Source organism: Vibrio sp. IB15 (assembly GCF_016406055.1).
Lineage (GTDB): Bacteria > Pseudomonadota > Gammaproteobacteria > Enterobacterales > Vibrionaceae > Vibrio > Vibrio chagasii.
In genome coordinates this window covers 84,343-104,085 of the sequence record NZ_JAEFCE010000002.1, presented here as the reverse complement: position 1 = coordinate 104,085, position 19,743 = coordinate 84,343, and the positions used below count along the sequence as shown (strand labels likewise).

General features: G+C 44.8%; 18 protein-coding genes. 5 read left to right on the top strand and 13 right to left on the bottom strand.

Annotation, left to right across the window (positions count from 1 at the left end; translation table 11 throughout):
• Positions 1-28: 28 nt before the first annotated feature.
• Positions 29-2,377 carry a PilZ domain-containing protein gene (locus JC606_RS01255; protein WP_198777630.1) on the top strand — a complete coding sequence of 783 codons (2,349 nt, stop codon included), beginning with the start codon at positions 29-31 and terminating at the stop codon, positions 2,375-2,377.
• Positions 2,378-2,487: 110 nt separating this feature from the next.
• On the opposite strand, the gene serB is transcribed toward JC606_RS01255, so the two are convergent.
• Complete coding sequence (gene serB, locus JC606_RS01250; protein WP_198777629.1) at positions 2,488-3,468, bottom strand: phosphoserine phosphatase; 981 nt, start codon at positions 3,466-3,468, stop codon at positions 2,488-2,490.
• Between the two features lie 109 nt (positions 3,469-3,577).
• Here serB and JC606_RS01245 point away from each other — a divergent pair, with 109 nt between their 5' ends.
• On the top strand, positions 3,578-4,189 hold the full coding sequence (locus tag JC606_RS01245; protein ID WP_137407279.1) for a YtjB family periplasmic protein: 612 nt from the start codon (positions 3,578-3,580) through the stop codon (positions 4,187-4,189).
• Positions 4,190-4,286: 97 nt separating this feature from the next.
• On the opposite strand, the gene deoD is transcribed toward JC606_RS01245, so the two are convergent.
• From deoD to ubiT, 12 genes are all read right to left on the bottom strand, one after another.
• Positions 4,287-5,006, bottom strand: a complete 720-nt coding sequence (deoD, locus tag JC606_RS01240) for a purine-nucleoside phosphorylase (protein ID WP_198777628.1) — start codon at positions 5,004-5,006, stop codon at positions 4,287-4,289.
• Positions 5,007-5,073: 67 nt separating this feature from the next.
• Positions 5,074-6,294 carry a phosphopentomutase gene (locus tag JC606_RS01235; RefSeq protein WP_137407278.1) on the bottom strand — a complete coding sequence of 407 codons (1,221 nt, stop codon included), beginning with the start codon at positions 6,292-6,294 and terminating at the stop codon, positions 5,074-5,076.
• Between the two features lie 77 nt (positions 6,295-6,371).
• Entirely contained in the window at positions 6,372-7,700 is a 1,329-nt protein-coding gene (deoA, locus tag JC606_RS01230; RefSeq protein ID WP_128159528.1) for a thymidine phosphorylase, read from the bottom strand.
• 94 nt (positions 7,701-7,794) lie between these two features.
• Positions 7,795-8,571, bottom strand: coding sequence for a deoxyribose-phosphate aldolase (gene deoC / locus JC606_RS01225; RefSeq protein WP_008218778.1), 777 nt, complete (start codon positions 8,569-8,571; stop codon positions 7,795-7,797).
• A gap of 507 nt (positions 8,572-9,078) precedes the next feature.
• On the bottom strand, positions 9,079-10,341 hold the full coding sequence (locus JC606_RS01220) for a NupC/NupG family nucleoside CNT transporter (RefSeq protein WP_008218780.1): 1,263 nt from the start codon (positions 10,339-10,341) through the stop codon (positions 9,079-9,081).
• 204 nt (positions 10,342-10,545) lie between these two features.
• Positions 10,546-11,358 carry a TatD family hydrolase gene (locus JC606_RS01215; protein ID WP_198777627.1) on the bottom strand — a complete coding sequence of 271 codons (813 nt, stop codon included), beginning with the start codon at positions 11,356-11,358 and terminating at the stop codon, positions 10,546-10,548.
• A complete protein-coding gene (locus tag JC606_RS01210; protein WP_157938832.1) occupies positions 11,339-11,494 on the bottom strand; it encodes a DUF5363 family protein in 156 nt (51 codons plus the stop codon). The genes JC606_RS01215 and JC606_RS01210 overlap by 20 nt, the downstream gene beginning before the upstream one ends.
• 98 nt (positions 11,495-11,592) lie before the next feature.
• Positions 11,593-13,173 (bottom strand): peptide chain release factor 3, encoded by a 1,581-nt coding sequence (gene prfC / locus JC606_RS01205; protein ID WP_004740621.1) that lies wholly within the window; start codon positions 13,171-13,173, stop codon positions 11,593-11,595.
• A 159-nt stretch (positions 13,174-13,332) separates the two neighbouring features.
• A complete protein-coding gene (gene rimI, locus JC606_RS01200; RefSeq protein WP_137407275.1) occupies positions 13,333-13,788 on the bottom strand; it encodes a ribosomal protein S18-alanine N-acetyltransferase in 456 nt (151 codons plus the stop codon).
• Entirely contained in the window at positions 13,781-14,179 is a 399-nt protein-coding gene (locus JC606_RS01195) for a DNA polymerase III subunit psi (protein ID WP_137407274.1), read from the bottom strand. Before JC606_RS01195 ends, rimI begins: the two co-directional genes overlap by 8 nt.
• Positions 14,180-14,337: 158 nt before the next feature.
• Positions 14,338-14,841 (bottom strand): GNAT family N-acetyltransferase, encoded by a 504-nt coding sequence (locus JC606_RS01190; protein ID WP_137407273.1) that lies wholly within the window; start codon positions 14,839-14,841, stop codon positions 14,338-14,340.
• Positions 14,825-15,352, bottom strand: coding sequence for a ubiquinone anaerobic biosynthesis accessory factor UbiT (ubiT, locus tag JC606_RS01185; protein WP_170222434.1), 528 nt, complete (start codon positions 15,350-15,352; stop codon positions 14,825-14,827). Before ubiT ends, JC606_RS01190 begins: the two co-directional genes overlap by 17 nt.
• 257 nt (positions 15,353-15,609) lie before the next feature.
• Here ubiT and JC606_RS01180 point away from each other — a divergent pair, with 257 nt between their 5' ends.
• The 3 genes from JC606_RS01180 (at position 15,610) to JC606_RS01170 (ending at position 19,737) form a co-directional block, all read left to right on the top strand.
• Positions 15,610-17,649 carry a bifunctional diguanylate cyclase/phosphodiesterase gene (locus JC606_RS01180; protein WP_198777626.1) on the top strand — a complete coding sequence of 680 codons (2,040 nt, stop codon included), beginning with the start codon at positions 15,610-15,612 and terminating at the stop codon, positions 17,647-17,649.
• Positions 17,650-17,826: 177 nt separating this feature from the next.
• Entirely contained in the window at positions 17,827-18,840 is a 1,014-nt protein-coding gene (ubiU, locus tag JC606_RS01175; RefSeq protein ID WP_105025489.1) for a ubiquinone anaerobic biosynthesis protein UbiU, read from the top strand.
• An 18-nt stretch (positions 18,841-18,858) separates the two neighbouring features.
• Positions 18,859-19,737, top strand: a complete 879-nt coding sequence (locus JC606_RS01170; protein ID WP_198777625.1) for a U32 family peptidase — start codon at positions 18,859-18,861, stop codon at positions 19,735-19,737.
• Positions 19,738-19,743: the final 6 nt, after the last annotated feature.

The following is a 19,743-nucleotide window of genomic DNA, read 5'->3' as shown; positions in this document are numbered from 1 at the left end:
ATGTACCGTCCATTCTAACAAGAAAAGTATGCAGCAATCTGAAATTCTATCTGTAGCAGAGCGTCTTATCCCGGCTTATCACGCCGAAGATTTCGAGTTCCTTCTTTCTCAAATGACAGAAGGTGAATCGCCGTCTCTGAAACTACTCGTTAAAATGGAACTGAATCGTATCATGGCTCCGTGTACAAAGAGCATTGATTTACGCGGACGCATCGATAATGAGTGTCGTCAATTCACACTCGATGGCCGAAAACACTGGCTCGACGACATCGCTTTAAATGCCTATCAACGTGGTACAAAAAAATTCAAAGGCTACACCGAAGGGGCTTGGGAGCTAGTTATGGCGCCAAGAATTCAGCCTCTGCGTAGTGTGGTTAATAGTGCCTCTCAAAATACTCAAGAGATCACCAGTGCCAACAGCCCTTATGAAGCTGAAGCCATTAACCTAGGTTATGACTTAAAGCGTCAAGAGAACCGACTCAAGATAAGCTCACAAGTTGAGGTCACCACTTCAAAAGGACAAAGCCTACACGGTGTCACGGTCGATATCTCTCCTTCAGGTGCAAAATTCAAAGTACCAAGCGTCTTTCGCTATAATCTAGGTGAAATCATCAGCGTTAAGTTTACCGAGCTAGTTGAGAAGTCACTCGAAACCGATGTAAACCAAGCAGTAGAATTTCGTGTGCTTGGGATTGATGAGTCCTATGAAAATGACGCGGTTAAATTCCTAAGAACCATCAAGGTAAGCGACAACAATATTGTGGCGCGTTTACTTGATGAGTCTTTAAATAGCACAAGCAAGAAAACCAGCCACGAAAATCAAGATAGAGTTATTCGAACCCGCACTCGAGGTATCGAGCACACCTATCTAAAACACACTTGTAACCTTCCGCTGTTCTTTAGTGGCAGTGAACTCAAGCTTGCACTGCTTACGGATAACAACCATCCGCTATGGCAATACTGGCACGACGAGCGAAACCAACAGGCACTAGGAACTCTGTTCAACGAACAGCGCATGAACTTACTGGCGAAGCCCGGTGTGAAAGGCACCAGCAACGTCATCTATTCATTTACTCATGAACATCAAAATAAGACGCTGTTCTATTCGATGATGTTACCTGAAGCGACTCGTGAACAAAGACAACTGTTCTGGCACATTGGTGGTAAGCGTAAAAGCTGGAAGGCGTTCAAATTATCTGTATTCGAATTATCAGAAACGGAGCGACAAGCTTTAGCCAAACATTCAGACACGCTAGCGCAAAGCTCAGCACAACTGACGCATTGCGGTATATTGCAAGAGATTGGCGATCACGAGAGTGCTGCGGATTACTTATTGAGTGAAAAGCCACGCATTCCAAGCAGTGAACTGAACCGCTTCCGTCACCCACGAACTGTGGTTGGGAACATTCAAAGCATCTATTTTGACTCTCAGACCCGTCGTAAAGAACCGAGATACCAGTTTAAGTCACCGTTGCAACTTACCTCACAAGATGGCGCAGCGGCAAACGGCCACACCTTAGATATCTCGAAACGTGGGTTGAGCATTACTCTTGAACAGCCAATGGTCCTCAAGATCAATGTTCCGGTGATCGTGACCTTTAATGAGCTACAGCTTTACGATAAGAATCTGCCATTAAGCACAGTACCTTATCACGTGATTCGTGTGAGCCCCAATGGCCGAAATGTCCAATTAGTAATTGCTGAGAACGCTAAGACAATGCGTACTATCGCGTTCCTGAATGGGCTTATCGATCAAAACCAAAGCAAGCTGATTAAGAAGAGAGAAATACTGCCAACGAACTCCTTACTTGAGTCGCTGCACAATATTTTGTTAAGCAAGATGGTCAGTAGCCCTATCTTTATTGATAAACCAAGTTCAACACTGCGTTGTAAGATCATTGGTGTGAATTTCCCACTCAATAAACACCTGACTTTATTGGCGAAACTTGGACACAACCAAAAGTTCTCACTGGAGCCTATATTTAAAGGCCACACCAATTCGCTGCTGGCTGAGCCCCTAAAGAGAATCGAGGGTGCAGAGCCTAAACACCACGACGTCTATATCGCTGCGGTGAAGCTCGGCGACAAGATCCAATCAGTACATACTAAGTTGGTGAAAGACTTTGCCTCGGCAAAAGAAAGAATCTTATTCATTAAGAAAGCGCAGCACTTAGGTGATGTGTATGTACTTCGCGTTACGACCGCGCCAATCTTCAATCCATTGACCACCTTATTCCAATCGGATTTAGAAGAGCTTGCTCGTATCAGCATGCACCAAGCGAAGAAGCTAGAAAACGAGATCACCGCGTTTATCGGTTATGGTGAGATAGAAGATATTACCGATGAAGTGTTGATCCGATTGGAGCTAACGCGTTAGTCATAATACTCCATCATCTCCAGGTACAATAAAAAAGAAAAGCAGGCTCAGAGCCTGCTTTTGTGTCTTTGTAATATCACACGATTAAATAATCATGCTGTTGTGAACCTTTACGGTTTCGCCTGCCAGCTGATTTTTTGTTGCTTAGCCAACGCGCCAGACAGGATACACAATACCCCACCTAAGCCAGCATAACGCACAGCAGTTTGAGCTTGTTGCTCGACTTTTGGTTTTGCATGGAAGGCAATACCTAAACCAGCAGCGCCCATCATCACCAAGTCATTCGCGCCATCACCAACAGCAACCGTGTTATGTAGCTCCAACTCATACTCTTCAGCCAGTTCGACTAAGATATCGGCTTTGGTTTGCGCCGAAACTACATCACCCAACACTTCCCCTGTCAATTTACCCTTAACGATTTCTAAAGTATTCGACTGGGCATGATCTAGGTCTAGCGTGTCTTTTAAGTAATCAGAGAAGTAAGTAAAGCCACCCGATGCGATAGCGGTTTTCCAACCCAGTTTGTTAAGCGTATTCACCAGTCCAACTAAGTCAGGCATAAAAGGCAGTGATTGGCGCACTTGCTCTAGAATCGACTCATCCGCACCTTTCAGTGCTCCAACTCGTTGACGCAGGCTTTGTTCGAAATCTAACTCTCCTTGCATAGCACGCTCTGTAATTTCAGAGACCAACTCTCCTACTCCAGCGAGCTTGGCTATTTCATCGATACACTCGATCTGAATCGCAGTGGAATCCATATCCATCACGATCAAACCCGGCTTAGATAAGTCTGGAACTTCGCTAAGGCAAGCATAATCAAGCTTCAAAGCCTGTAGGATTTCTTCATGTGCTGGCGTTAGGTTGCCAGACATTAATGCCACTTCGTAATGGCCAACTTTCCACGTATCTAAAACGATGTTGTAAATGCCAGTGAAAAAGTCGATGTCATCGAAAGATTGCGGTGATAGGTACTCGCCAAATACAATCCAGTTAGCTTTGGCTTTAGCGAGTTGAGAAGCGAAACGAGTCTCGGGGAGTCGAGTTAATAATGTAGTATGCCTTTTTATCGGCAGATATTTCTGAGCGTCCATGTGTATGATTCCTAATTAACTATGCTAAACGTTAACCTATTGCAATTTGAAAACGCAAGTCTCAATATGTCTTAATCATAACATTTGTTTATTTCAGGCCCCGTGAAACATGAATGAATCATTGTTCTCAATACGTAACGCTTTGCGAATGTTAGCCCTCATTTTGTTGGCTACTATGTTCGTCGTTACGATTAAAAATACGGTCGTGATCAGTAAGGGTAACGAGAAGATCCAAGCGAAACAGCTCGAGACACTTACCAAGCTGCTTATCTCTCAAGCTTCCCTTTCAGCCAGCAAAATGATCGCACAACAAGACCAAGAGCGACTGCTTGACCTGACCAATCAGCTATCTCAAGATCGACTGGTGTTCGATACCACCATCTATGATGCAGAAGGCATTCGACTGGCTTCGAGCGAAAAGGCGCTGTCAGTACGTGAGGTACTCGGCTTAGATACACCACTTTCAACCGCGAGTATCGGTAGGCAACAACTCGTTGAGCCCATTTACTCGAAAGAAAACAACATCATCGGTTTTATCCGCGTCACCTTTGAGACAGGTAAAATGACAGCGATATCGGATCACCACTACCGCAAAAGTGATCGCTACATGATCGGTATGGTATTAATGGGCTTCGTCAGTGGTGTGCTGTTTATTATGTTGATTCGTAGAAGACCAACCAAGTCAGGCGAGAACTTACTTCTGAAGAACGTAAATTCATAAATAGCGCAATTACGTTATCCAATAAAAAGCCCCGACGCTCAGGCAGCAACGGGGCTTTTTGTTATCTGTTACTTTATCAAGCTACAGTGAAGAACAATTACTCTTGGTCACCAAGAAGTACAGAGTCTAACGCAATAACCATCATGTCGTTGAAGGTTGTTTGACGCTCATCTGATGTGGTTTGCTCACCTGTTTTGATGTGATCAGACACGGTACAGATAGTCAGAGCTTTTGCGCCATATTCAGCACACACACCATAGATGCCAGCCGCTTCCATCTCTACACCAACAATGCCGTATTTATCCATCACTTCAAACATTTCAGGATCTGGCGTGTAGAAAAGCTCAGCAGAGAACAAGTTACCGACTTTTACATCAACACCGCGTACTTTAGCCGCGTCTTCTGCCGCACGAACCATTTTGTAGTCAGCAATAGCGGCAAAGTCATGACCTTTGAAGCGAATACGGTTCACTTTAGAGTCGGTACATGCCCCCATGCCAATCACGACATCGCGCACTTTGATATCTTCGCTCACTGCACCACAGCTGCCGACACGAATGATCTTTTTCACACCAAAGTCTTTAATAAGCTCAGTCGCGTAAATCGAACAAGATGGAATACCCATACCGTGCCCCATTACCGATACCTTACGACCTTTATAAGTACCTGTGTAACCAAACATATTGCGCACGTCACACACCTGAACCACCTCTTCTAAGAAGGTTTCAGCGATGTATTTAGCACGTAGCGGATCGCCAGGCATTAAAACAACATCAGCGAACGCACCCATTTCAGCATTAATATGTGGAGTAGCCATTGAAAATATCCTTAATATCAAAACAAAAAAGAAAAGAGAGGTCTCCCTCTCTTTTATTCATTACCAATTATAAAAAGCTTTCACCGTATTCCATTGGCGAAGTACCAAAGTAAGACGCCAAGCTTTGGCCGATATCAGCAAACGTATCGCGGCGGCCTAAAGAACCAGCTGGAACATTTTTACCGTAAACAATCACAGGGATATGCTCACGAGTATGGTCTGTACCTGGCCATGTTGGATCACAACCGTGGTCAGCAGTAAGGATAAGTACATCATCCTCTTTCATCATATCGATGATTTCATTGATACGACCATCGAAGTACTCAAGTGCAGCAGCGTAGCCCGCAACATCACGGCGGTGACCGTAAGCTGAGTCAAAATCAACGAAGTTAGTGAAGACGATGGTGTTATCACCTGCTTCATTGATCGCTTCTTTGGTTGCTTCAAATAGCGCAGGGATACCCGTTGCCTTTGTTTTCTGAGTAATACCGCAACCCGCGTAAATATCAGAGATCTTACCGATTGAGTGAACGTTACCGCCCTTCTCATCAACAAGCTTCTGAAGAATCGTTGCTGCCGGTGGCTCAACAGAAAGGTCACGACGGTTACCAGTGCGCTCAAATTGACCTTTACCTGGGCCAATAAACGGACGCGCGATAACACGACCAATGTTGTACTCTTCTAGCTCTTCACGAGCAATCTGACAAAGGTCTAATAGGTTTTGCAGACCGAATGTCTCTTCATGACACGCGATTTGGAATACTGAGTCCGCAGAAGTGTAGAAGATTGGTAGGCCAGTCTTCATGTGCTCTTCACCTAGGTTATCTAGAATCTCAGTACCAGATGAGTGGCAGTTACCTAGGAAACCAGACAAACCTGCACGCTCAAGAATGCGATCAGTTAGCTCTTTAGGAAAGCTGTTCTCTTTGTCGGTGAAGTAGCCCCAGTCAAACAGTACCGGTACACCTGCGATTTCCCAGTGACCTGATGGCGTGTCTTTACCAGAAGACAGCTCAGCAGCGTGACCGTAAGCACCAATGATTTCTGCGTCTGCATCCATACCCGGAGCAAAACGACCTGTAGACTCTTTGTGAGCCATCGCTAAACCTAGTTTAGACAGGTTTGGTAGCGTCAGAGGACCTTGACGATCGGCATTGTCAGCAAGACCTTTATCACAATGGTCTGCGATGTGACCCATAGTGTCTGAACCTACATCACCGAATTTGTCTGCATCCGCTGTCTCACCAATACCGAATGAATCTAAAACTAAAATAAATGCTCTTTTCATTTTCTTCACCAACTTATTGCTCTTTGCACCAGCGCTTTTGATTATCGGTATACGCGAGGTATACCGATAGCGGTTATTTACACGTCTTCAGAACGAATCTGACGGTAAACGTCTGGTGTTGCTGTATATTCTCCGCCCACAGTGATTGCATTTTGTAATGCCGTTGCAGCTTCTTGCCACTGTTGTTCGTTGCGAGCATGAATCATTGCTAATGGTTTCTCATCGCTTGCCACTTCGCCAAGACGAATGAAGCTATCGAAACCGACTGCGTAATCAATGCTGTCCGTTGCTACGCGACGACCACCGCCCATACCAACTACAGCCATACCAATTGCACGAGTATCCATTGCTGATACCACACCGCTTTCTAGCGCGTACACTGGTTTAATAATTTCTGCTTTTTCTAGGTAGTTATCGTAGTTTTCTACGAAGTCTGCTGGACCACCAAGGCCCGCTACCATTTTACCGAAGCACTCTGCTGCTTTACCGTTATCCAGTACTGCCATCAGTTTTTCGCGCGCTTCTTCTGAATCTTTTGCAAGGTTGCCAAGTACTAGCATTTCAGCACACGATGCCATCGTAATTTCTAGCAAACGTGGGTTACGGTATTCACCCGTTAGGAATTGAACCGCTTCGCGAACTTCTACTGCATTACCCGCAGAAGAAGCAAGAACTTGGTTCATATCCGTTAGGATTGCAGTAGTTTTAGTGCCAGCACCGTTTGCTACTGCAACGATAGATTTCGCGAGCTCTTCAGACGCTTCGTAAGTCGGCATAAATGCACCTGAACCTACTTTTACGTCCATCACTAGAGAATCTAGGCCAGCAGCCAGTTTCTTAGATAGGATTGAAGCCGTGATTAGCGAGATATTGTCTACAGTTGCTGTGATATCACGAGTCGCGTAAACACGCTTATCAGCAGGCGCTAGGTCACCTGTTTGACCGATGATAGCAACACCCGCATCCTTAGTTACTTCACCGAACACATCGTTGGTTGGTGTAATGTTGTAACCAGGAATAGATTCAAGCTTGTCTAGCGTACCGCCAGTGTGGCCAAGACCACGACCAGAGATCATTGGAACGAAACCGCCACATGCTGCAACCATAGGACCAAGCATCAGAGAAGTTACATCACCAACACCACCAGTAGAGTGTTTATCAACGATTGGGCCATCGAAGTTCATGTGGCTCCAGTCGATCACCATGCCTGAATCACGCATTGCACACGTTAGTGCGATACGTTCTGGCATTGTCATTTCGTTGAAGAAGATAGCCATTGCGAATGCTGCAATTTGGCCTTCAGAAACCGTGTTTTTAGCAACGCCTTGAATGAAGAAGTTAATTTCTTCGGCTGTTAAGACTTCACCGTCACGTTTTCTGCGAATAATTTCTTGAGGTAGATACATTAGTGCCTCCCAAACTCTAGTGAGTATGGTTTGTAGGGAAAAGAGGTAATATGGAGTGACTTAACGTCACTCCATCAAACAGACTTTTAAAGGATTAGTATGCTGCTGGATCAGCAGTTTCGTCTGTCACTTCTAATGTATTAAGAAGGTTAGTTAGTAAGCTTGAAGCACCAAAGCGGTAGTGCATGTTGTCTGCCCACTCAGCGCCTAGTAGCTCATCAGCCATTGCTAGGTATTGTGCTGCATCTTCAGCGGTACGTACGCCACCTGCAGGTTTGAAACCTACAGTTTTAGCTACGCCCATGTCACGGATAACTTCTAGCATCATGCGCGCGTACTCTGGAGTCGCGTTTACTGGCACTTTACCTGTTGAAGTTTTGATGAAGTCAGCGCCTGCTTTGATACAAATCTCAGATGCTTTCTTGATCAGTGCTTCTTCTTTAAGCTCACCAGTTTCGATGATTACTTTCAGTGTGATGTCGCCACATGCTTCTTTACACTGTTTAACTAGCTCGAAACCTACTTCTTCGTTGCCAGCGATTAGAGCGCGGTATGGGAATACTACGTCTACTTCGTCTGCACCGTATGCTACTGCTGCTTTTGTTTCAGCAACTGCGATTTCGATGTCATCATTACCATGAGGGAAGTTAGTTACAGTCGCAATACGTACTTCTGGAGTACCTTGCTCACGCAACGCTTTCTTAGCTGCTGGGATAAAGCGAGGGTAAATACAGATTGCAGCTGTGTTGCCCACTGCAGTCTTCGCGTCGTGACAAAGCGCTACAACTTTTTCAGTTGTGTCGTCGTCATTTAGCGTAGTTAGGTCCATAAGTTTAAGTGCACGTAGAGCTGCTGCTTTTAAATCGCTCATTTCTATCTCCGATCAATATATTCAAATAGTTAACTACTTCGCCCTCCATCCAGTATAGATGGATATTTTAGTAATGCTCAGTAGTCACAAATGAACGGACTTGGTTCCCTGAAGACTTGATAACTTTCGTTACCAATTGCAATCCTTGTCACCGCACAGTACCAGTTTGGTCTATGGCACAACAAATCAGTCATGTTGTGTCTAACATCTATAGCGTATCGCTAAGTTTGGCTTAATCCCAGAAGAATAACTGCGGACGAACCCAAGCGGTTACTTTCTTGCCAACAAGAGACATTCTATCCCTTGAGCCTATACATTATAGGTATCCATAAATAAATTGTAGTGCTCCTTAAAACGCAAACGGTTTGTATCTCAAAAAAACATTCTAGGTCCACCTAGAATCAAACTTCTATTCAGATTCAACAGGCCTAAAAACAAAAAGCCCCGCAGCAATTTCTTGCTACGGGGCGATATTAAAGTGGCGTCTATATAATCTAATCTACTTAATTAGAAAGATAGGAAGAAGCCAGCAATTGTTGCTGCCATCAGGTTAGATAGAGTACCAGCAATAACCGCTTTAACACCCATACGTGCGATGTCTTGGCGACGGCTTGGTGCAATACCACCTAGACCACCTAGTAGAATCGCAATAGAAGAAAGGTTTGCGAAACCACATAGTGCGAATGCGATGATAGCTTGAGTCTTCTCAGACATCACTTGACCAGTCGCTGCAACAACTTGAGCATTTTCACCAACGTATGGTACGAAGTTTAGGTATGCAACGAATTCGTTAACAACTGTCTTCTGACCAATGAAAGAACCAGCAATAGTTGCTTCTTCCCATGGAACACCAATTATGAATGCTAGCGGTGCGAAGATCCAACCTAGAAGAAGCTCTAGAGTTAGGTTTTCCATACCGAACCAACCACCGATGCCGCCTAGGATACCGTTGATTAGAGCAATTAGACCGATGAATGCTAGTAGCATTGCACCAACGTTTAGAGCTAGTTGTAGACCAACTGATGCGCCGCCTGCTGCTGCGTCGATAACGTTAGCTGGCTTGTCGTCGCCGCCGTCGATATCGTCAGCGATGTTGTCGTCTGGCGTATCTGTTTCAGGCTTGATGATTTTAGCAAATAGTAGACCACCAGGTGCTGCCATGAATGACGCTGCAACTAGGTACTCTAGAGGAACACCCATAGATGCGTAACCTGCTAGTACACCACCAGCTACAGATGCTAGACCACCACACATTACTGCGAATAGTTCAGAGTTAGTCATCTTAGGAACAAATGGACGAACAACTAGAGGAGCTTCTGTTTGGCCAACGAAGATGTTTGCTGCTGCAGACATTGACTCGGCGCGAGAAGTACCTAGAGCTTTCTGAAGGCCACCACCAAGAACTCTGATTACTAGCTGCATTACACCAATGTAGTAAAGTACAGAGATAAGTGCAGAGAAGAAAATCAGTGTTGGTAGAACTTGGAAAGCAAAGATGAAACCGATACCGTCAACAGAGAAGTTAACTAGGCTGCCGAATAGGAAACCAGTACCGTCTTTACCGTAGTCGATTACGTTTGCTACACCAGCAGAGAAACCTGCAAGCAAATCACGACCCCAAGGGATGTAAAGTACGAATGCACCAAGTGCGAATTGGATAGCGAATGCGCCACCCACCGTTCTAAAGTTAATAGCTTTGCGGTTGTCAGATAGTAGTACTGCGATTGCAATCAGTACAACCATACCGACTAGGCTCATAAACAGGCTCATAGTTTATGACTTCCTTATTAGTTATTTATTGGCGTGTTACAAAATGGGGCTATAAAGCGGGGCCAATTATACTCATGCGACCACTAATAAAGTAATGCCGCCCTCACACTTTCGTAGAAGATTCATGTACCATTCACACACAAATGTGACCCAAATCACAATGTAGATGCAATTTACGCAAACGATAAACAAAAACATTAGATTTTATTCACATATACAGAATGCGCGATGGCTATTTTGCCAAACTTGCGTTGCAATCGATTGCTTTGGCTCTTTTCTAAGCAAAAAAAGTTCATTTGATATCGTAACTAAATGTTTGGAATGATTAACATTTCCTTGGTTTCCATAGGTTGGCATATCCGGAGCATCGGTCTCTAACACCAAGCTCTCAAGGGGCAATTTAGCGATAGTTGTGCGTGTTTTTTGTGCTCTTGGGTAAGTTATCGTTCCGCCAACGCCAATATAGAAACCGAGCTTAATCCAAGCCAAAGCTTGCTGTTCACTTCCAGAAAAACCGTGAATTACCCCACCTAAAGTAAACTTGTGCTGCTTTATTAGCTGAATAAGACGGTTGTAAGACTTCCTTTCATGGATAATCAGAGGCAAATTAAACGCCTTGGCAAGCTCCATTTGTTGGATGAAAAAGCGCTCTTGTTTCTCCTGCTCTACATCCACAAAAAAGTCCAGCCCACACTCACCAATGGCCACACACTGACGTGTTTTTGATGCGAGTAATTGATGAAGTTCTTCAAATTCCACCTCATCCGCTTGCTCTAAAAAGTAAGGATGGAAGCCTAATGCGTAATAAACATTGGGATAAGATTGCGCAATTTTCTCAAGCTTATGCCAGTTATTTTGACCGATAGAAGGAATGAGTAACTTCTCAACTTGAGCTTGCTTTGCCTCTTTGATATAACCCTCAATGCTCTGCTCATGGGTAAAACCTTGCTCAAACGCCTCAAAGTCTGCATGGCAATGCGTATCAAATAGCGGAAAATCACTTGTTTGCTGTGTCATCTTTCCCACTCTCAGCTTGCTGCCCTTGAGGATCTCGACGATAAGGAACACAACTGCGCTTGTTTTCAGGCGTTAGCCCAAGTTCTTCACACCACTTATCGTATTTCCTAACCCAAGCTTTTATCCAACCCAACATATTTACCTCAAGCTTACTGTCTCAAATAACACGCATTAAAAAACGCCTATTGCAGAACAATAGACGTTTTTGTTTAACTCGAATAGAGCTTGAAGAAATTAGTGCTCGCGTGTCGCTCGGAACTTAACGTCAGGGAAACGTTCTGAAGCTAGGTTCAGGTTCACCATCGTTGGTGCGATGTAAGACAGGTTATCACCACCATCTAGCGCCAGGTTAGATTGGTTCTTACGTTTGAACTCTTCCAGTTTCTTAGCGTCATCACACTCAACCCAACGAGCTGTTGCAACGTTAACACCTTCGTAGATAGCTTCTACGTTGTATTCTGCTTTCAAGCGCGCTACAACCACGTCGAACTGAAGTACACCAACCGCACCAACGATCAGGTCGTTGTTCTGCATAGGGCGGAATACTTGCACTGCGCCCTCTTCTGAAAGCTGAACCAAGCCTTTTAGAAGTTGCTTCTGCTTCAGAGGATCACGTAGACGAATACGGCGGAATAGCTCAGGCGCAAAGTTTGGAATACCAGAGAACTTCAGGTTCTCACCTTGAGTAAAGGTATCACCAATCTGAATTGTGCCGTGGTTGTGTAGACCGATAATGTCACCTGCATACGCTTTTTCAGCACGTGCACGGTCACCCGCCATGAAAGTTACCGCATCAGAAATACTAACGTTCTTACCGGTACGAACATGGTTCATCTTCATACCTTGGCTGTAAGTACCAGATACGATACGCATGAAAGCGATACGGTCACGGTGTTTAGGGTCCATGTTTGCTTGAATCTTAAATACGAAACCAGAGAACTTCTCTTCTGTCGCAACAACATCACGCTCGTTAGCTTGACGAGTTTGCGGTGCCGGAGCCCACTTCGTTAAGCCATCAAGCATATGGTCAACACCAAAGTTACCCAGTGCGGTACCGAAGTAAACAGGTGTTAGCTCACCAGCAAGGAACAGATCGTGATCAAACTCAGGACAAGCACCGATAACAAGCTCTAGCTCTTCACGTACGCTTTCCGCTAGATCAGCGCCTACCGCTTCATCTAGATCAGGATTATCTAAACCTTTGATGATACGAACTTCTTGGATCTCGTGGCCGTGGCCAGATTCGTACAAGATCGTTTCGTCACGGTGAATGTGGTAAACACCTTTAAACTCTTTACCACAACCGATTGGCCATGAAATTGGAGCACAAGCCATACCTAGCTCGCTTTCTACTTCATCAAGCACTTCCATAGGGTCACGAACGTCACGGTCAAGTTTGTTCATAAACGTTACGATTGGTGTATCACGTAGACGCGTTACTTCCATCAGTTTACGAGTACGATCCTCGACACCTTTCGCAGCATCGATAACCATCAAACAAGAGTCAACCGCCGTTAATGTACGGTATGTATCTTCCGAGAAATCTTCGTGTCCTGGAGTATCGAGTAGGTTTACTAGGCAATCATTGTATGGGAATTGCATTACCGACGTAGTTACCGAGATACCACGTTCTTTTTCCATCTCCATCCAGTCAGATTTAGCGTGCTGGTTAGAGCCACGGCCTTTTACGGTACCCGCTTTCTGAATCGCGTTTCCGAATAAAAGAACTTTTTCAGTAATCGTGGTTTTACCCGCATCCGGGTGAGAGATAATTGCAAACGTTCTACGTTTGCTCACTTCTTGTTGGAAAGACATAGTCGCCCTTTGCTGATCTAAAGCGTAAAAAGGGCAAGTAGATAATACTTGCCCTTGAATTCTGTGTGCGGATTATACAGAAAGCGTGTCACTTTCTAAAGGGTCAGTTTGCACCCTATTTGTCACTTATTCTCTGCTTAGCGAAAAGCGACAAGATGACTAGTTAAAAGACATAAAAAGATAGCTCATAATGATGGCGTCTTCTTGTCCTTGCTTGGTTGGGTAATAGTTACGACGGCGGTCCACCTCATTAAAGCCAACCTTTTCGTAAAGATTAAACGCGTTCACATTACTTTCGCGAACTTCCAGCCAAGCACTTTCCGCGTCAGCCTGTTCACACATATCTAGGAAGTGCTCAGTCAGCGCTTTACCGTAGCCTTTGCCTTGTTGGCTTGGATCCACAGCAATATTTAATAGCGTTACTTCACCAACGATATTCTGCGCGAAGAAATAGCCGACGACTCGCCCATCGACTTCAAGAACATGATGACAAGCGCCTCGGCTATCGAGATCTCGGATCATATTTTCTGACCATGGATGAGAGTGCGCATCCTGTTCTATCTGCCAAATAGCGTCTAGATGATGTGATGAAGTCGGTAAAAATTGATTAGTCATATGCACAAATTTGTTGCCATAAGTCTCGGCGATGTTGGTTATTGCCATTGATGTCGGACAACAATGGGGATTGCAGTGTTTTAGCTTTAATCTCTTGAGTCGATTCACAACCTGCAAACCACACCCATTCAACATCACCAAGTTCGATAGAGGTTAGGTGTTGAGGCTGAATATGTAGTGCCTGAGATAAATCAAGCTTGATACTTTTCAGCACACGCTCAAACATCACTGCGAGCTCGCCCTGAGGTTTTTCAGGCGAAACCAACAGTAACTTGCAATCGCTCGCTAGCGGAGTCAGTTTTGATTCATAACCCGCCAAACGTTCTGGATGACTAAGCTCCCATTGGCTTATGCCCATCTCTTGCAGGTACTGTGCGTGTGTTTGTGACATATCTAGGGTTATAACCTTAGGTTGGTGGTCGGCGGTTTGTTTGAACGAACTTCAAAACCGCTTATGAGAGTTGGGCTGATACTAACAAAAAATAAAGGAGCATCAAGCTCCTTTATTTAGACTAAATCAGTTTGCATCATATTGCGTGAGAAGTAGCCTTATAACTCATTGAATTCTTGGCTGTAAGCCACTTCACCAGCATGCCCAGTAAGTGCACCTTCAACCAACTCAATGGCTTGAAAAGCACCTTCAGGTACATCCCAAGCGCAACTCAAACCAAATTCGCTCGCGGCTTTGAAACCAAAACGACCGTAGTACGTAGGATCGCCAAGCACGACACAGGCTGGGTAACCAAAATCAACCAAAGTAGAGAAAGCATCTTCAACCAGTGCTTTGGCAATACCTTGATTGCGAAACTCTTCTTTCACTGCAAGCGGAGCAAGCCCTTGCCAGTTATGATCGTCACCATGTAGCGTGATCGGGCTAAACATCAGGTGCCCAACAACCTTGCCTTCATCAGAACAAGCCACCAGCGACAGCGTTAAATGACTATTCTCACGCAAGCTCATAACCAGGTTGGCTTCTGCATCCGTTTCAAAAACAGATTTCAATAAACGATCAATGACAAGTATATCTGCCGGTGCTTCAGTTCGAATAAGCATTCATTACCTCACTTTGTGTATCCGGGGATTGTACTCCCTTCTGCACAAAATCAGCTAATTGATTTAACAAAGTTTTCAAGGGAGTTGGCAATAAGTCTAAATCTACGCTGTCCATCAAGTTTTTGACTTCTAAACCGAGCTCGGTATCGCCTTCAATAGACAGTCTACGCTGGAAGAAAAGCGTATCTGGGTCTTCTTTACGCCCCGCAATCAGTACAAGATCATTGAGATTCCCGCTAAAGCTTACATCTTCAGCAACCTCTTTATCTGCTACAACCAGTTGCTCATTTTGGTAGCTAATACACCAACTTAACCCCATATCCTTTATCGAGACTTTAAGCCATTTATCTTCTAGGAACTCAAAGTCACCGTCTTCTAGCGCCTCTTTGAATACGTTCTTAAGCCCCTCTAATAAGGCTCTTTTTTGTACTGTTTTAGGCAATAACTGGACTGGAGATCGCAAAATTGATGCGGCATTTTGAACTAGTTGAGTGTGAATCTTGTTTATCACGTGACTTATCCGTAACTTTGTCAATAATATGGAATGCATCATAGATGATGTTAAGATCTCAGTTACTGTTATGTATCAAATTAACTTCTGTTTGATGCCCGACCTTTAATATCCTGAAAATCACAGTTATAGTAATTCAGGTAATGAGAATTACAGCGGCTCGCTGCACTCACAGGTAAATATCGATAACCACACAAAAGTAATAACCATTTATCGATTGTGAATAATCAAGCACTTGGAGAATTGGTAGTACTTTGATGCCTCCCCAGCAACTACAACATTGGTTTACCCAGCTAACTGCAAACAGCCCTTTCTTTTTTGCAGTGCTTGATGCTCAACATAACTACTTTATGGTGAATGAGCGTTATTGCGATATTGCTGGTTTGAGCCAAGCTGAACTTGCAGGCATGAACGACCGCCAAACCTTAGGCGAACAATTCTATCAACACCTAAAGCCTTACTACGAACGCGCATTCAACGGCGAAACCATTGAAGCCGAAGTCACCCTCAACGAAACAGACCTTGATACTAGCCTCCACTTTAGCTTGTCTCCACTGACCAATAGTAAGAATACGGATTACATCGTCTTCCACGCCTTCGATACGTCAGAAAATCAAGTACTGGTTCGTTCTTTAGAAGAATCCGAAGCAAAATTCCATAAGCTCTCTCAACTGCTACCCGACGGGCTACTGCTGGTTGAAAACGACTACATTTTGTCGTCTAACCCAGCAGCTGCACGCCTGCTTGGTTTTAACTCCACCACCGAATTGATTGGTGAAGAGTTAGGACGCTTATTTATCGATGAACAAACCAAAACAGTCTTCAATAACAGCCTCAGCTCTATTATTTCTGAGTCTGGTTTGATTTGCTTAACGGGTGCCCGATGCGGCTTCGAACGTAAAGTTCAACTGCACATAGACTCAACCGCTATTCTTGGAAGCAGCACCCAACTGGTACTCATTCAAGACGCTCAAGAGGCAACCAAACAATACACACCAGCCAATAGTGAAGATGCCTACATAGACGCGCTGACTAAACTCTACAATCGAGTCGGTTTTACCAAGCGCCTAGAGCAATTCATTCACAACGATACACCGGTTGTCATGATGTACTTGGATATTGATAACTTTAAGAATATCAATGACTCGTTAGGGCACCACATTGGCGATAAAGTGATCAAAGAAGTGGCTTCACGCCTTAAACGATTACTGCCTCGTCAAGCGGTGGTCGGCCATTTAGGCGGCGATGAATTTGGTATCATTCTGCCAGAACCGGAACACCCTAGAACCGCAGAAACACTAGCAGAAAAGATCATTTCACTGATCAATCAGCCTTTTGACCTTCACCATTTTAGTAAGCGCCTAGCTTGCTCGATTGGTAGCGTACGCTTTCCTCAAGACGGCACCGATGCGCGTATCTTGCTGCAAAATGCCGATACCGCGATGTATGAAGCCAAAGATCGTGGTCGTAACCGCTTAATTAAGTTCAACGAGCAGATGAACAAAGAAGCACGCATGCGACTGTGGCTTGAGATAGAGCTTCAGAAGGCGCTGCAACAAAACGGGCTCGAGGTTTGGTATCAACCAAAAGTAAACGCCCGTGACTTCACCATCAATGGTGCAGAAGCTCTAGTTCGTTGGAAACACCCTGTTGAAGGCTATATCAGCCCAGCCGCGTTTATCCCAGTAGCAGAGCGAGCTGGTCTTATTGAACAACTTGGCCGTGTAGTCATGCGCGAAGTCTTTGCGACCGTTAAGCGTTGGAAGATGCAAGGGATTCTACCTGGTCGTGTGGCAATCAACCTTTCTCCAGAACAGTTTGGCAACCCTAAACTGATTGATTACATGGAGAAGTTACTACGCTCGACTGAGCTAGACCCAAGTGCGATTACCTTTGAGCTCACTGAAAGTGCAGTAATGAGTGACAGTGAACACACTGTACAAATGCTTAACGCGATTAAAAAGCTCGGTTTTGCTCTCTCCATCGATGATTTTGGTACTGGTTACTCTTCTCTGTCTTACCTAGCTCGCTTCCCAATTGATGAGCTGAAAATAGACCGTGCTTTCATCTCAGATATCGATATCCTTCCAAAACAGATCACTGTGATTGAAAACATCATCAACCTCGGCAAATCCCTCGATTTAACCGTGGTTGCAGAAGGTGTCGAGACCAGTGAGCAAGCGACGCTATTGTCGAACCTCAACTGCAGCTCGATTCAAGGTTTCCACTTCTATCGTCCACAACCAAAACAAGATGTCGAAGAGTTGTTCGCACAAAACCGTCGTCATAAGAACTAATTACACGATTCAAGCCCTCTCCTCTTTTCAGAAAAACGACACACAAATCAACACTCGTCAGTACCTCAAACGGAGTAAAAGCAGATTTATCCATCTAAACCTGCCTTACATCAATTCTGTCATTCATAATTCTTCATAAAATGCCCGCTTCAACTTAATTCTACTGGTAGTGAGCAAATGGAACTCTTATGCCCAGCGGGTAACTTACCTGCTTTGAAAACCGCCATTGATTGCGGTGCGGATGCTGTTTATATCGGATTCAAAGACGATACCAATGCCCGACACTTTGCAGGCCTTAACTTTGCGGGTAAAAAGCTCGATCGTGCTGTGCAGTATGTACATGACCACAACAAGAAAATTCATGTTGCTTTAAATACGTTTGCTCACCCAAATGGCTTCGAACGTTGGACTAACGCCGTGGACAACGCAGCAGCTCTCGGGGTTGATGCACTGATCATCGCTGACATTGCTGTACTTGAGTACGCTGCAAACAAATATCCAGATCTAGAACTGCACCTATCAGTTCAAGCTTCTGCAACCAATGCCGCTGCGATCGACTTCTACCATAAGAACTTCAACGTAAAACGTGTCGTACTGCCGCGCGTATTGTCGATTCATCAGGTCAAACAGCTTTCTCGCAACATCACTTCTGACGTTGACCTCGAAGTATTCGCTTTCGGTAGTTTATGTATCATGGCTGAAGGCCGTTGCTACCTATCTTCATACATGACGGGTGAGTCACCGAACACGGTTGGTGCTTGTTCTCCAGCGAAATACGTTCGCTGGCAAGAGACAGAAACCGGCCTAGAATCTCGTTTGAATGAGATCCTTATCGATAAGTACGTGGCAGGTGAAAACGCAGGATACCCAACGTTATGTAAAGGCCGTTTTGAAGCCGATATCGATGGTGAACGTAAGCGTTATCATGCACTCGAAGAGCCAACGAGCCTTAACACGCTATCCATGCTGCCTGAATTGTTCGCAGCTAAGGTCGCTTCAGTGAAGATTGAAGGTCGTCAACGCAGCCCCGCTTATGTAGAACAAGTGACTCGTACTTGGCGTGCTGCCATCGACCGCTACTTAGCAAACCCTGAACAGTACCAAGTAGAACAAGCTTGGAATGCGACACTAGCGAATGTATCTGAAGGTACACAAACCACGCTTGGCGCTTATCACCGTAAATGGCAATAGAGCCAACTGGAGAACTCAATGAAATACGCATTAGGCCCTCTACTTTATTTTTGGCCAAAACAAGACGTTGAAAGCTTCTATGAGCAAGCAAAATCAAGCTCAGCAGACATCATCTACCTAGGTGAAGCCGTATGTTCAAAGCGTCGCGAGATGAAAGCAAAACACTGGATGGACATCGCTAAAGAGCTGTCTGCATCAGGTAAGCAAGTGGTACTGTCGACCATGGCACTGCTCGAAGCGCCTAGCGAAGTCAACATCATGAAGAAGTACATTGATAACGGTGACTTTGCGATTGAAGCGAACGATGTGTCTGCCATTCAACTGGCAAGCGAAAGCAAAGTACCATTCGTAGTTGGCCCAGCAGTAAACACCTACAACGCACGCACGCTGAACTTATTCTTAAAGCAAGGTATGACACGCTGGTGTATGCCGGTTGAACTTTCTCGTGAATGGCTAAGTAATGTGATGGCACAGTGTGACGAGCTCAACATCCGCAACAAGTTTGAAGTCGAAGTATTTAGCCACGGCTACTTACCACTAGCATATTCAGCTCGCTGCTTTACAGCTCGTGCAGAAAACAAAGCCAAAGACGATTGTGAAACCTGCTGTATCAAATACCCAACAGGCCTTCAAGTTGAGAGCCAAGAGGGTCAGTCTGTCTTCAACCTTAACGGCATTCAGACTCAATCTGGCTACTGCTACAACTTGGTGAATGACTTACCAAACATGCATGACTTAGTGGATGTGGTTCGTTTAAGCCCACTTGGTGTTGATACCTTCTCTGAAATCAATAACTTCAGAGCCAACGAACAGGGCCAAAAACCAATGAAGATTGAGAGCCGCCAGTGTAATGGCTACTGGCATCAGCTTGCAGGTTTAGACGTTAAAAACATCTAAATACTA